General features: G+C 68.9%; 12 protein-coding genes. 4 read left to right on the top strand and 8 right to left on the bottom strand.

The features are described 5' to 3' along the window. Positions 1-135 precede the first annotated feature (135 nt). The 5 genes from ACILRJ_RS02955 to ACILRJ_RS02935 are packed head-to-tail and all read right to left on the bottom strand — an operon-like array spanning position 136 to position 4248. Positions 136-735, bottom strand: a complete 600-nt coding sequence (locus tag ACILRJ_RS02955; protein WP_395680218.1) for a lysophospholipid acyltransferase family protein — start codon at positions 733-735, stop codon at positions 136-138. After that, the gene (gene arfB, locus ACILRJ_RS02950) at positions 732-1157 is read right to left on the bottom strand and encodes an alternative ribosome rescue aminoacyl-tRNA hydrolase ArfB (protein ID WP_395680216.1); all 426 of its coding nucleotides are present in this window, start codon (positions 1155-1157) and stop codon (positions 732-734) included. Before arfB ends, ACILRJ_RS02955 begins: the two co-directional genes overlap by 4 nt. A gap of 40 nt (positions 1158-1197) precedes the next feature. Continuing rightward, the gene (locus tag ACILRJ_RS02945) at positions 1198-1905 is read right to left on the bottom strand and encodes a hypothetical protein (protein WP_395680214.1); all 708 of its coding nucleotides are present in this window, start codon (positions 1903-1905) and stop codon (positions 1198-1200) included. Positions 1906-1939: 34 nt separating this feature from the next. Further along, entirely contained in the window at positions 1940-3586 is a 1647-nt protein-coding gene (ubiB, locus tag ACILRJ_RS02940) for a ubiquinone biosynthesis regulatory protein kinase UbiB (RefSeq protein ID WP_395680211.1), read from the bottom strand. Next, positions 3583-4248 (bottom strand): SCP2 domain-containing protein, encoded by a 666-nt coding sequence (locus tag ACILRJ_RS02935; RefSeq protein ID WP_395680209.1) that lies wholly within the window; start codon positions 4246-4248, stop codon positions 3583-3585. Before ACILRJ_RS02935 ends, ubiB begins: the two co-directional genes overlap by 4 nt. Before the next feature lie 113 nt (positions 4249-4361). Here ACILRJ_RS02935 and ACILRJ_RS02930 point away from each other — a divergent pair, with 113 nt between their 5' ends. Further along, the gene (locus tag ACILRJ_RS02930; protein WP_395680207.1) at positions 4362-5750 is read left to right on the top strand and encodes a hypothetical protein; all 1389 of its coding nucleotides are present in this window, start codon (positions 4362-4364) and stop codon (positions 5748-5750) included. A gap of 66 nt (positions 5751-5816) precedes the next feature. On the opposite strand, the gene ACILRJ_RS02925 is transcribed toward ACILRJ_RS02930, so the two are convergent. Continuing rightward, positions 5817-6206 (bottom strand): DUF4156 domain-containing protein, encoded by a 390-nt coding sequence (locus tag ACILRJ_RS02925; RefSeq protein WP_395680205.1) that lies wholly within the window; start codon positions 6204-6206, stop codon positions 5817-5819. Positions 6207-6382: 176 nt separating this feature from the next. Between ACILRJ_RS02925 and ACILRJ_RS02920 the strand changes: the two genes are divergently transcribed. After that, the gene (locus ACILRJ_RS02920; RefSeq protein ID WP_395680203.1) at positions 6383-6958 is read left to right on the top strand and encodes an ECF-type sigma factor; all 576 of its coding nucleotides are present in this window, start codon (positions 6383-6385) and stop codon (positions 6956-6958) included. Beyond that, positions 6955-9924, top strand: coding sequence for a protein kinase domain-containing protein (locus tag ACILRJ_RS02915; RefSeq protein ID WP_395680201.1), 2970 nt, complete (start codon positions 6955-6957; stop codon positions 9922-9924). Before ACILRJ_RS02920 ends, ACILRJ_RS02915 begins: the two co-directional genes overlap by 4 nt. A gap of 139 nt (positions 9925-10063) precedes the next feature. Here ACILRJ_RS02915 and ACILRJ_RS02910 read toward each other — a convergent pair whose 3' ends face one another. After that, the gene (locus tag ACILRJ_RS02910) at positions 10064-10807 is read right to left on the bottom strand and encodes a M48 family metallopeptidase (RefSeq protein WP_395680199.1); all 744 of its coding nucleotides are present in this window, start codon (positions 10805-10807) and stop codon (positions 10064-10066) included. A gap of 86 nt (positions 10808-10893) precedes the next feature. After that, positions 10894-11547: a hypothetical protein gene (locus ACILRJ_RS02905; RefSeq protein ID WP_395680197.1), complete on the bottom strand. Its 654-nt coding sequence runs from the start codon at positions 11545-11547 to the stop codon at positions 10894-10896. Between the two features lie 767 nt (positions 11548-12314). Between ACILRJ_RS02905 and ACILRJ_RS02900 the strand changes: the two genes are divergently transcribed. Then, positions 12315-13244: an IS110 family transposase gene (locus ACILRJ_RS02900; protein ID WP_395680195.1), complete on the top strand. Its 930-nt coding sequence runs from the start codon at positions 12315-12317 to the stop codon at positions 13242-13244. The last annotated feature ends 73 nt before the right edge of the window (positions 13245-13317 follow it).

The following is a 13317-nucleotide window of genomic DNA, read 5'->3' as shown; positions in this document are numbered from 1 at the left end:
GCTTCCGCCGCTCCCACAAGAGGGGGTGCATGGCGGCTTCCGCTGCTCACCCAAGAGCAGGAGCATCGCGGCTTCCGCCGCTCCCACAGGAGCAGGCACACAGGCGCACTGGAAGCACGCTGCGCCGCGCAGCCTTCACGCTTCGACGTCGTGGTTGCGGCCGTGGAACGGTGCGTAGAACGCGCGCAGCGCGGCGATGTCCGCTTCAAGGTCCGCGCCCGGCTGGAACAGTTCGCCGATCACGATCGAGCGCGTCGAATAGTCGAACGCGATCGGCAGGATCGGCACGCCGGCGGCGCGCGCGATGTGCCAGAAACCGGTACGCCATTTCGCGACGCGCTTGCGCGTGCCTTCGGGCGCGATGCCGAGCCACAGGCGCGGGCTGGCGCGGAAGTTCGCGACCATCTGATCGACCAGGCCGTGCGCGTGGGTGCGCTCGATCGGGATGCCGCCGAGCTTGCGCAGGGTCCAGCCGAGCGGTCCGCGGAACAGTTCGCGCTTGCCCATGAACGACAGCTCGACGCCGAGCGCGACCTTGAACAGCATCCCCCACAGGCCGTCCCACCAGGAGCTGTGTGGCGCCGCGATCAATACCAGCTGCGCAACATCGGGGAAGCGCCCGCGGATGCGCCAGCCGCAGCGTGCAAGGACCCAGTCGCACAGGCGCCGGCGTCCGTTCTGCGCCAGCTGCGGCATCGCCGGTGGCAGCGGCAGCGCCTCGTCGCAGGCGCTCACTCGGCGCTCCAGTTGCCGCGTCCGCGGGTCTGCTTGACCTTCGAGCGGGTCTTCTTGGCGTCGATGCGGCGTTCCTTGGAAGCGCGCGTGGGGCGCGTCGCGATGCGCTTCTTCGGCACGAACTGCGCGGCGCGGATCACCTCGGCGAGGCGTGCACGCGCGTCCTCCCGGTTCTTGCCCTGATCGCGGAAACGGTTCGCCTGGATGACCAGCACGCCCTCGTCGGTGAGGCGGCGATCGCGGCGCGCGAGCAGGCGTTCGCGCACGCCGTCCGGCAATGCGCGCGAGCCCGCCACGTCAAAGCGCAGTTCGACCGCGCTGGCGACCTTGTTGACATTCTGTCCGCCGGGACCGGCGGCGCGCACGAACTTCTCGACCAGTTCGTCTTCTGGAATATGCAGGCGGTCGTCGATTTCGAGCATGCCCGCATTCTAGCAATGCGCGCCGGCCGCGAACCGACGGCTACTTGGCGACGCCGAGCGTCATGCGCGCCTGGTTGGCAAGGTTCTTTGCGGATTCGCTGACCGTGCGGAGCTTCTCCTCGTTGCCGCCGCTGCGCATGATCGTCTCCATCGTGCTGCGCAGGCGCGTGAGGCTCTTGCCGCAAAACGATGCGAATGCAGCGATTCGCTGGTCCTGACTTGGCGAGGCCGCCACCTCCTGCACCTTGCGGCACTGCTCTTCCGCATCTGCGAGGTCGGCGCCGAACGCGCCGAGGTCGGTCTTCGGTTGGGCCGGCGGCTGGATCGGAGCTTCCGCGGGCGCTGTCGCGGTGCGCGGGGTCGTCGTCGTCGCCACGGGGGCCGGCGCATGCTCGCGGGCGAGCGCAACCGCGCGTTTGACCGTGGCCGTCGCGCTGACGTCCTCGAACGTCAGTTGCGCCGCGTTGCGCGTCGAATCGGCGATGAAACCGTCGACGCGGACGCGGCAGTTCTTGCGTCCCGCTTCGTCGACGAGCGCCGGGCTGAGGCCCTGCATGAGTCCGCTGTCGCCCGACCAGGCGCGCAGGCATTCGAGTGCCGTGCGATCAATGGGGGCCATCGCGTCGTCGGCGGCGGCGCGTTCGTTGCGCAGCAACTGCGTGAGCTGCGCGTCGGTCGGCTCGTGCAGCCGGGTGCACGCACCGAGTGCGAGCACGCAGGCACCCAGTGGCAGGTAGAACTTGTTCATGTCGCTTCTCCAGGAAATCAATGCGGTGAGATCGTCATGCGCCGCGCGCGGCGAGCATGAGCGCGAGTACGGCCCCCGATCCCGCGAGCCAGACGACCAGCGGAGGCGCGCCCGGCGTGGCGTAGTGCAGTAACGCCGCCAGCAGCGCGAGCGCGCACCCGAGCGAGAACAGGGAGTGCATCCGCTGGCTACGCCGCAGGCCGCGCTCGATTCTCCTCAGATCATCGGAAGCGATGCGAAGTTCCATCGTCCCGCTGGTCGCCTGCGCGAGGTAGCCGTGCACCAGCTGCGGCATGTCCGGCGCCGCGGCAATCCATTCCGGCACGCGCCGGCGCAGCGCCTTGAGCATCGCGCGCGGCCCGCTGCGCCGGCGCCAGATCTTCTCGAGCACCGGTTTGGCGGTGGCCCAGATGTCGATCCGGGGATGCAGCAGGCGGCCGACGCCCTCGATGTTGAGCAGGGTCTTCTGCAGCAGGATCAGCTGCGGCTGCAGGGTGAGGTCGTGGCGGCGCGCAACCGCGAACAGCTTGACCACGACTTCGGCCAGCGAGATTTCGCTGAGCGGACGCGTGAAATACGGCTCGCACACGGTGCGCACCGCGGCCTCGATCTCGTCCAGGCGCGCGGTCGCCGGCATCCAGCCCGCGCGCACGTGCAGCTCGGCGATGCGTGCATAGTCCTGGTTGAACAGGGCGAGGAAGTTCTCCGCCAGCCAGTACTGGTCGCGCTCCGGCAGCGAACCCATGATGCCGAAGTCGAGTGCAATGAAGCGCGGGTCCGCCGTGCGCGTCGCGTCGACCCAGATGTTGCCGGCGTGCGCGTCGGCGTGGAAGAAGTTGTCGCGGAACACCTGCGTGTAGAACAGGCGCACGCCCTTCTCGGCCAGCGCGACGCGGTCGATGCCTGCGGCGTCGAGCGCGGCGAGGTCGTCGACCGGGATGCCGCGCACGCGCTCGAGCGTGAGCACGCCTGAGCTCGTGTGCGACCAGTGCACCTCGGGCACGTAGAGGTCATCGGAGCCGGCGAAATTGCGCTTGAGCAGCGAGGCATTGGCGCCTTCCCGCTGCAGGTCGAGTTCGTTGGTCAGGGTGGTTTCGATCTCGTCGACGATCGCCTGCGGACGGATCTTGTCCGCGCTCGGGTGGGTGCGTTCGACCACGCCGGCGAGCGCGCGCAGCAACGCGACGTCGGCGCCGATGCGCTCGCCGATGTCCGGGCGCAACACCTTGACCACGACTTCGCGGCCGTCGGCGAGCGTCGCCGCGTGCACCTGAGCGATCGACGCCGATGCGAGCGGCACGTCGTCGAAGGCCGCATAACGCGCGGCAATGGTGTCGCCGAGCGCGCGTTCGATCGCGTTGCGCGCCTGCATGGCAGGAAACGGCGCGACGCGATCCTGCAACTGGGTCAGCGCGTCGGCGACATCGGGCGGCAGCAGGTCGCGCCGGGTCGAGAGGATCTGTCCGAACTTGACGAAGATCGGGCCGAGGCCGGTGAGGGCGAGCACGAGGCGTTCGCCGCGCGGCAGCGCCATCACGTCCGCAGGCGGCGTCGGCAGGAGCGCGCGCAACCAGGCCAGCGCGCGCGGACGGCGCGCGGGCGGCAGCAGCTCGTCGACGCGATAACGCGCGAGCACGCTCGCGATGCGCAGCAGGCGCGGCAACTGGGACGGGGCGATCATGCGCGCGCGCGACCGTGCTGCGCGAGTCGCTGCACGCGCGCGGCGAAGCGGTCGGCGCGTTCGCGCAAGGCGTCGACGTCGTCGAGGAAGGTGTCGAGCTCGGCGCGCGCGACGAGGTCGCGGCTTTCTTCGGTCAGGAACTCGGCGGTATCGCGCGCGAGCGCCTGCGCGGACTTGCGGGACCAGGCAAACGCGCCGCGGAATGCGCGCGCGATCTGGAATCCGGCGACATCGCCGAACACGCGCGCGAAGGCGGCGTCGAAGTCCGGTGCGTAGCGGCTGGCGATCTGCTCGAGGCGGCGCGCGAGTTCGGCATCGCCGGCGATCGCAACGCGTCCGGGCGGCAGCGCGCCGTCGCGGCCGCGCGCCAGCGCGAGGCCGATCAGGCTGCCGGGCGTCGCGCTCACGCGCAGCGCGCTGTCGCCCTCGAACGCGGGTCCGACGCGCAGGCGGCCGGCTTCGACCGCGATGCGCAATGCCGGAGCCATCCGCCCGGAACTGCCGGCGAGGTCGAGCGTGACCGCGCGACCATCCAGTGCAGCGAGGCGGTCGCGCGTGTCCGGATCGAGATCGAGCGCGCGGTTCAGTACGGTCTCGAGCGCCCGTCCGAGCACGGCGAGCAGTGGATTCGGACGGCGCGACGGCGGCGGGGAGGCAGGCATGGGCGCGGATTCTACCTGCCCGCGGCAGGGTGGCGGCCGGATCGAGGCGCAGCGGCCTTTATGCGCGGCTCAGCGAGCCATGCGTAGCGTACGGGTCCGCGATGGAGACGACGATGCGATGGAACCTTCCAAGGGCGTTGGCCCTGTGCCTGCTGCTGGTTTCGCCGCTGCAGGCGATGGCGCGCGTCTACACCGGCATCGCGCCGTCCGGCGCCTGGTACCAGATCGAGGTGCCGGACCAATGGCGCGCGGGCGATACGGTAGTGCTTTTCCAGCATGGTTTCGACCTCAAGCCGGCGTCCAACGCGCCGAGCCTCGGCCCGCTGCGCGAGGTGATGCTCGCCGAAGGCTACGCGGTCGCCGCGACCAGCTATCGCCAGCGTGGCTGGGCGCTGTTCACCGCGATCGCCGACAACCGCGAGCTGCTCGACGTGTTCACGCAGAAGGTCGGCGCGCCGGGCGAGATCGTGCCGTTCGGCGGCTCGATGGGCGGGCTGATCGCATTGCGCCTCGCCGAGACGCGCAACCTGCCGCCGGTACGCGGTGCGTACGCCTTGTGCCCGGCCGCCGCCGGCGCGCGCCTGTGGGACGCGGCGATCGACCTGCGCCTCGCCTGGGACGTGGTCTGCCACGACGCCGGCGACCTGCCGCGCGGCGACGAGCCGCTTCCATGGGCGCTCAACCTCGACCTGGTGCCCGACGATCTCGGTGACCTGACGGACGACGACGGCGTCGCGCGCGCGCTGGTCGCGCTCAACCGATGCACCGGCGTGAACCTGCCGTCCTACCTGCGCAACGACGCGATGCAGCGCCGCCTCGACGAGCTGATGGCGTTCAGCCACATCACCGACGAGCACTTCTTCGTCACCAATGTCGGCTACGCGGCATTCGTGCTCGCCGACGTCGTGCGCGCGCCGGACAAGCTCGGCGTGCGCAATCCGTTCACCACCGCGGGCGTCGACTACGGCAGCGACCCCGTCATCGATGCCGGCATCGCGCGCCTGGTCGCCGACCCGGGCGCGGCGATCGCGCTGCATGCGGCGTCGGATTTCCGCGGCGCGGTCGGCAGCGCGAAGATCGTCTCGATGCACACCAGCCGCGACCAGCTGGTGATCCCGGGCAACGAAGACTTCGTGCGCGACCTCGTGCCGCCGGAACAGCGCCTCGTCGCGATCGTCGACGAGGACACGCCGACGCATTGCGGATTCAGCGAAGCCGAGGGCGTTGCCGGTTGGGAAGCGCTGCGCACATGGAAGGACGGCGCGCCGCAACCGGATGTCGCCGACCTGCAGCGCGCGTGCACCACCTACGCGGCGAGTGGTCTCGTCGACGGCCCGTGCCGTTTCGATGCGGATGCGTCCGTGACACCGTTCGACGCGGTGGTCCGGCCACGACCGGTCGCCGCTTTGGTCGTGCCTGCGCATTCGCAGCACGCGCGACCGCCGATCGCGGCGCCGATGCCGGCCTCCTCGTCCTCGCGCGTGCGCTCGACCGAACCGTAATGCGTTCCGCGCATCGCGCGAGACGCGGTGCGCCAGGGCTGCATGGGCAGTTCAGCGCACGCAGCTTCAATTCTTGATCGGGAACGTCTCGGTCGAACCGTCCGCGTTCTTCTGCTCGATGCGCATCGGCGCGCGCTTGTCGGTGCCGCAGTGATAGGCGGCCCAGTTCTGCTCGCCGTCGCGCGGATCGCCGAGCGGTTTGATGGTGTCGGCGCCGAGCGTGGCCGCTTCGTTGCGCGCCATCACCTCGAGTTCGTCGCGCACCTTGAGGCTGTTGCGGTCCATCGGGCCGACGTGGTCGAGCACCGAGACGGTGACCTTGCCGACGTCGCGGCAGCCCGCGACATCGCCGTTCCACGCGGTGCGCACCTTTTCACCCCCGGAATCGAGCTTGATGCCCCAGCTGCAGGCGGCGAGGGGCAGGCACAGGACGAGCGACAGCGGGCGTAGCCTCATGGGATCCTCCGGAAGGGTGCCCGGATCGTAACGCGCGCAGGCTGAATGATCACGCGCCGCGCGAGGCGGCTTGCCTCGCGCGGCGATTGCCCGAAGAATGGCGCCACGTCGCGAAGCGGAACCTGGGGCGCTCGAACGATGTTTCTTGCTTGCTGGCAACGGCGGGGCACACGCGAGTGAGTCCGCTCACCGAACAGTGCGTGCATGAGCGCATCGAGGCCGCGGTCGCGGCCTCGCCGAAGGGACTCGCATCCCTCGTGACCGAACTGCAGGGCGAGCTGCGCCAGATCGCCCGCAGCCAGCGTCGGCGCAATGCCGCGGCGGAGACGCTATCGACGACCGCGCTGGTCAACGAGGCATACCTCAAGTTCTCTGGCTCGCCGGACCTGTTCGACGCGGTCGACCGCCAGCATTTCCTCGCGCTCGCCGCCCGCGCGATGCGCCACATCCTCGTCAACCACGTGCGCGATCGCCTCGCACAGAAGCGCGGCGGTGGCGCAGCCGTCGAATCGCTCGACGACCACGACGTCGCGCAGGATTTCGGCGACCTGCTCGAACTCAACGATGCGCTGGAGCAACTGGAACGCGCGCGCCCACGCCTCGCACAGGTGGTGCAGCTGCGCTACTTCGGTGGCCTCGGGGAAGCGGAAGTGGCCGAGGTACTCGAGGTCGACGTCAGCACCGTGCAGCGCGACTGGGTCAAGGCGCGCGGCTGGCTGTACGAGCGGCTGCATCCGGATGCGTTGCGGTGAGTGCGGCATCCGCCGACGAATGGCAGCGCCGCGAAGAACTGCTCGACGAACTGCTCGCGCTGCCCGCGGACGCGCGCCCTGCGCGTCTCGCCGCAATCGAACGGCAATCGGCCGATGACGCATCGGCCTTGCGCGCGTGGCTGTCCGGCATCGCTCGATCCGCCGATTACCTCTCCGCGCAGGCAGCGCAGGCACCCGGCGTGACGGTCGGTGCGTGGCGGCTCGAACGGCTGCTCGGTCGCGGCGGCATGGGCGAGGTCTGGCTTGGCGCGCGCGCGGACGGCTTGTTCGAGAAGCAGGTCGCGATCAAGTTCATCCGCGATGGTCGCGCCTCGCTGCGCCGCAGCCTCGAATCGGAGCGGCGCGTGCTCGCCGGCCTGCAGCATCCGGGCATCGTGCGCCTGCTCGATGCCGGCACCGCCGACGACGGCGATCCCTACCTGGTCACCGACTTCATCGAAGGAACAACGCTGGACGCGTGGCTCGCGCGCGAGCCGCGTCCGCTCGCGTCGCGGCTCGCGGTCTTCCGCCAGATCGCCGCGGCGGTCGCGTATGCGCACGAACGGCTGGTCGTGCATCGCGACATCAAGCCGGCGAATGTGCTCGTCGACGCCGCCGACGATCCTCACCTGCTCGACTTCGGCATCGCACGCGCGCTTGCCAGTGGCGACGCCGACGCGGCGGCAACGCTGGTCGCGCTGACGCCCGAGTACGCCGCGCCCGAACTCGCCGCGGACAACGTCGCGAGCGTGCGTTCGGACATCTACGCACTCGGCGGCGTGCTGTACTTCCTGCTCGTCGGAAGGCCGCCGCTCGCGCTTGGCGGCCTCGCGCTCGTACCGCTGGTCGAAGCGATCCGCACGCGCGAACCGGCGCGCATCGACGCCGGCGCCGACGCGGCGCTCGCTGCCGAGCCGCGCCATCGCATCGCCGACCTGGAGGCGATCGCGCGCAAGGCGCTGGCGAAGGAGCCGCAACGCCGCTACGGTTCGGTCGACGCGCTGCTGCGTGACGTCGATGCCGCGCTCGCCGATCTGCCGGTCGCCGCCCGCGACGGCGATACTTGGGATCGCCTGCGCCGCTATCTGCGCCGTCACCGCATCGCCCTCGGCGCGGCATCAGCCCTCATGCTCACGCTCGCGGCCGGTCTCGGCGGCACCTTGTGGCAGGCGCAGGAGGCACGCCGGCAGCGCGATCGCGCCGAAGCCGAAGCGGCGCGCGCGAGTGCGGAGGCGAGAACGGCGACCGTGGTACGCGATTTCCTCGTCGGCGTGTTCGAGGCCGGCAATCCCGAGAACACGCTCGGCAAGGCGCCCAATGCGATCGACCTCGTCGACGCCGCCGTACGCCAGGCGGAGAACGCGCTGCACGACCAGCCGTTGCTGCAGGCGCAGTTGCTGGCAGCGCTCGGCAATACCGATGCCGGGCTCGGTCGCTTCGAAGAGGCTCAGGGGCTGCTGCGACGCGCCCACGAGATGGCGGTCGCCGCCGGTGCGGTACCGCTCGCGTCGAGACGGATCGCGGTCGACTTCGCGCGTGCAGTGGCGCGCGGCCCGGGGCCCTACGTCGAGGCGCGAACCTTGATCGAACGCAACGTCGGCTTCGGGATCGCCGATGCGGCGAATCGGGAACTGCGCGAGTTGGCGATCCAGGAGTGGTCGGTCCTAGGAGAGCTGCAACGCCTCGTCGGCGACATCGACGCGGCCGAGTCCAACTTGCGACGCGCCGTTGCCGCGGCCGATGCCCTCGGTCCCGAAGGCGAACGCGACGCGATGGAAGCGCGCTATCGGCTCGCCAACGTCGTGGAGAACGGTGGTCGCCGCAGCGAGGCGATCGAATTGATGAAGGCGGCGCTGGCGACGCCGTACGCGCGCCGTGGCGAGGCAGCGGCGAAGGTGAACGCAACGCGCAGCGAGCTCGCGCTGATGCTGGGGCAGAATGGTCGAAACGACGAAGCAGAAGCGATCCAGCGCGAGGTCGCGGCATCGAATCGCGCGATCTACGGAGAGGGGCATCCGGTCTACCTGCAGAGCCAGATCACGCTGGCCCGGCTGCTGGTTAGGAAGCCCGCGTACGCCGAAGCGGCATCCGTTCTGGAAGACGCGCGCGCAGGGACGCAGGCGCACCTCGGCGATGACAACGAAGTGATGGCGCAGATCCAGGTCACGCTGGCCGCGCTGAACTACGCGCGCGACGAGATCGCGCTGGCGATCGAACAGAATGGCCGGGCCCTGCGGTATTGCCTTGCGCATGACGGGGCACGCAGTGCGCGCGTCCTCAAGCTGCGCTTGAACGCGATGCGCATGCGCATCGATGACGGTGAGTATGCCGTCGCCGAGCGCGAGGGCCATTCCCTGCTCGCCGATCGCACCGCCTTCGTCAGCGGACCGGACAGCGACCTGTTGCAACTGCTCGGCGACGCGCACCGCTATCGCGGCGATGCCGCAGGCGCGCGCGACCTGCAGGAGCAGGCGCTTGACGTGCTTCGCGAGAAGGGCGACCACGAAGGTTTCGATATGCAGGATGCGCGCCTCTCGCTCGCGCTGAGCCAGCGTGATCTCGGCGATTTGCGCGCCGCTCGCAGTCTGGCGCAGGCGGCGGTCGACGGTCTGCAGTCGCTCGGGCCGGGAACGAATGCGAAAAAGATCGCGTCTGCGCGCTACCTGCTCGCCCAGATCGACGTGCTGGAAGGCCGCTGCGCGCCTTCCTCGCTGGCCGCGATCGAGGCGGAATGGCAGCACGAATCGGCGCGCCGGCGCTTTCCGATGCAGGAGTGGCAGGCGGCGCAGGCGGGATTGTTCCTCGGCCTGTGTCGGCGAGGGATGGATGGCATGGACGATCTCGTTTCGAAGAGCGCGGACGTGCTGCTCGCGTCGAAACTGGCCGATCCGTTCAGCCGTCGGCAGGCGCGCGCGGCATCGATGCACAAGAGCGCGGGCGACCATGCAGGATCGCCCGCGCGCTGACCATGGCGGGAGAGCACCGCCGTCGGCGGAGACAACCCGGAGTTGGTGAAAGATTCGACGTCGTGCGGAATTATTCCTTGGCGACTGCCCGCGATCCGGCCATCCATGGCCCGGCTTCGAGTTCCAAAGCCACCGACTCTCAGCCCTTCGCGACCAGCGCCTCGATCTTCTTAGCGCGTTCCGGCGAGGACGGATGCGAGGACAACAGGCCGCCACCCGCCGGCAGTTTCTTCAGCATCGACACCATCGCGCCAGGGTCGTATTTGTGCTTGACCATGAACTCGTAGCCGTACTTGTCGGCCTCGCCTTCTTCCTTCTGCGAGAACTGCGCGTTGATGAACGCCTCGGCAAGGCCGCCGAGCTCGGATGAAGCGATGGCGCCGGCCTTGCCGCCGGTTGCGGCGACGCCTTCGCGCGCGGCGCTGCTCATGAGCGCGGTGCGCATCTTTGCCTTGGTGTGGCCGAGCTTGGCGTGGCCGATCTCGTGGCCGATGACGGCGCGGATCTCGTCGTCGCTGGCGATGTCCATGAGGCCGGCCATCACGCGCACGCAGCCGTTCGCCATCGCGAATGCGTTGACGTCGCGCACGAGATAGGCCTTGAAGCTCAGCTTGATGCCGTCTTCATTGGACAACCCTGCGGTGAGCTTGGCCAGGCGCTTGGCGTACTTGTCCGACGCTGGCGCGACCTTGTTGTGCGCATCGCTCCACTCGCAGGCCTGGTCGGCGGCGGCGCGCACGTCGTCATCGCTGAGGCTCATGCCCTTGGCGGCCTTGGTTGCGCTGCCGAGCGCGTTGCCGAGATCGATCGCGGCGGTGGAGCCTGCCGCGAGCACGGCGGTGAGTGCGATGGTGGCTGTGGCGAATCGGGGGCTGTATTTCATGGTCTTTCCTCGGGTTGAATGGATCTCAGATACGTTCGCGCAGGACGAATCCCGCCACGACGCGTTTCATGGCGTTCGGGCGCGCGTCAGTGCTTGCGGTGGACGTCGAACAACGTGCCGCTTGCCTGCAGCGTCTCGATCTGGTGCTGCTCGAGATCGAGCTCGTCGTCTTCGTCGTAGTAGTCGTCCTCGTAGATGAGACCCTTGCGCTGTTCCTTGCGCAGGTCCGATTTGCGATCCCAGCCGTGCTCGGCGACCACGAAGTGGCGCCTGCTACCGTCGATGCCGACCAGCTTGATCTCGCCCCAGGCGGGCGACTGTCCCTGCATGCTGTCGGCGACGAGGCCGAGGTCGACGCTGTAAACGTCGCCGACCTGCGGCGCGGCGAGCAGCGATTTCACTTCCTGCGCGTGCTGGCCCGACACGACGAACGCGAACGCAAGCGTCGGTGCGGCCGCGAGCAGCGGCAGCGTCCAGCCGCGCCGGCGCAGGAACGGAATCGGGTCCTTCTGCAGCAGTGGCGCGTATTCGGTGCGTTCCGCCTTCGTGCCGTTGCCGCAGCGCGTGCACGAGAACGCGTACTCGCGCTTCGTGACCCACGACAGCAAGTACCAGATGTGGAAATAGCGGTAGTCGACGACCAGCTCGAACGGCTGGACCGAATCGCAGATCGCGCATGTGCGCGGCCCGGCACTGGCGGCGGCCACCCGATCACCGCCGGATCCCCAGATGTACAACATGGTGCTTCCCTCTCTCGCCGCGGGCAGTGGCCGGGCGATTGCACGTGACCGGGCATCGTCACGGCACGCATCCGGCGCGGCTCCTGGCCCGCGTGGGGGCCGCAGGGGAACAATCACGGGATCGGGGGAGATCCCCGCATTTGGTTTGGGGTGGTTTTCTTCTTGCGGGGGAAGCCGAGTGTGAGGGTGCCTTCGCCGTGCGGTCGCTGTTGCGTTTCGAGGGCAGCCAAGAATTTTTCGCGATGACCCACCCACGTCCGTGTAGGTTCGTCCCGCATCCCTGCGGGCCGGTAACTTCTCTTTGCTTGTCCAAAGAGAAGTCACCAAGAGAAAAGACACCCAGCAACCCGGTCAGCGGGCTCCTGCCCGCTGACTGCGCGATCGGGTTACGGGGTTCGTTGACGGTCCATCCATGGACCGCAACGAACGCGCGCGCATCGTGCGCGCGCCCCTTCGGGCGGATCCTCCACCCGCTCGCCGGTCCGCAAGGGGACCCCGGTGGAAGAGCGGCGCGCTCCTGCGCGCAGAAGCAGAAACCGAAGCATCGCGGCTTCCGCCGCTTGTGTCTGCACTTCGTCGTAGAGTCTGAGTGGAGAGCGATGTGCGGCACACCGACAGGCCGCAGTGTTCGAGCACGTGTGGGAGCCAGGGTGGCCGCACATCGACCTCGTCCGCAGCCCGAACAGTTGAACGAGCCTGAGCTCGAACTTCTACAAGCGTGGGCAGGAACGAGGCGGCTCTCTCCTCCCCACAGTTTACGGACTCTTATGACCTTCTGGATCGGTATCGATGTGGCCAAGGCGAGCTTGGCCGTGTACGTGTTGCCGGCAGGACAGCATCTGGCCCTGCCCAACACGGGCGAAGGCCATGCGCAGTTGCTGGCGTATCTGCACGGTCAAACCGTGGGCAATATCCTATTGGAAGCCACCGGCGGCTATGAGCGTGCGCTCATGGCGGCGCTGATGGACGCGGGCCGGCCGGTGACACGCATCAACCCGCGGCGCGCACGCGCCTTTGCCATCGCAATGGGCACCACGGCGAAGACCGATGCGATCGACGCCGCCCTGCTCGCGCGGATGGCTGAACTCGTCAATGCACCGGTGCTCGCGCCGGATCCGCAGCGCCAAGCGCTGCGCGCGCTGGTTCAGCGGCGCGAGCAACTCGTCGAGCAGCGTGACAGCGAGCGTCGGCGCTTGCATCAAGTCACCGAGCCGGTCTCGCACGCGGACCTGGTGGGACACATCGGCGAACTACGCCTGCGCATCCGGGCAATCAGCAAGGCCATCGTCCTCGCCCAGCGTCATCTCGATGGCACTCTCTGCCAGCGGCTTGAGGCGATCCCGGGCATCGGGCCGGTCACCGCCGCCAGCCTGATGGCCTATCTGCCTGAGCTGGGTGGCCTGGACCGGCGCCAGATCGCGGCCATGGCCGGTCTGGCCCCCTATAACGTCGACAGCGGCCAGCATGCCGGCAAGCGCCGCATCCGCGGCGGGCGGCCCGCCATTCGCCGCGTCCTCTACATGGCTTGCTGGTCCGTCATTCGCAAACAAGATGACTTCAGGCTTCGCTATCAACGCCTACGGCAGTTGGGCAAGTGCGCCAAAGTCGCCATTACCGCCTGCATGCGTGTCTTGCTCGTCCGACTCAACGCCATGGTGCGCGACAAGGTCGAATGGAAAATGCCTGTGACTGGGTGAAGACAGTTGCTCCCACAAGAGCGGGCCTAGCTCTTCTGTGGGAGCGGCGGAAGCCGCGATGCTTTTGCCCTTG

The sequence above is a fragment of the Dokdonella sp. genome (assembly GCF_044227025.1).
Taxonomy (GTDB): domain Bacteria; phylum Pseudomonadota; class Gammaproteobacteria; order Xanthomonadales; family Rhodanobacteraceae; genus Dokdonella_A.
The sequence above is the reverse complement of the archived record's forward strand: the minus strand, read 5'-3'. Positions and strand labels throughout refer to the sequence as shown.

Coding starts and splice junctions, on each gene's coding strand:
- arfB (WP_395680216.1), bottom strand. CDS start 1,157: ATGCTCGAAATCGACGACCGCCTGCATATTCCAGAAGACGAACTGGTC.
- ACILRJ_RS02945 (WP_395680214.1), bottom strand. CDS start 1,905: ATGAACAAGTTCTACCTGCCACTGGGTGCCTGCGTGCTCGCACTCGGT.
- ubiB (WP_395680211.1), bottom strand. CDS start 3,586: ATGATCGCCCCGTCCCAGTTGCCGCGCCTGCTGCGCATCGCGAGCGTG.
- ACILRJ_RS02935 (WP_395680209.1), bottom strand. CDS start 4,248: ATGCCTGCCTCCCCGCCGCCGTCGCGCCGTCCGAATCCACTGCTCGCC.
- ACILRJ_RS02930 (WP_395680207.1), top strand. CDS start 4,362: ATGCGATGGAACCTTCCAAGGGCGTTGGCCCTGTGCCTGCTGCTGGTT.
- ACILRJ_RS02925 (WP_395680205.1), bottom strand. CDS start 6,206: ATGAGGCTACGCCCGCTGTCGCTCGTCCTGTGCCTGCCCCTCGCCGCC.
- ACILRJ_RS02910 (WP_395680199.1), bottom strand. CDS start 10,807: ATGAAATACAGCCCCCGATTCGCCACAGCCACCATCGCACTCACCGCC.
- ACILRJ_RS02905 (WP_395680197.1), bottom strand. CDS start 11,547: ATGTTGTACATCTGGGGATCCGGCGGTGATCGGGTGGCCGCCGCCAGT.
- ACILRJ_RS02900 (WP_395680195.1), top strand. CDS start 12,315: ATGACCTTCTGGATCGGTATCGATGTGGCCAAGGCGAGCTTGGCCGTG.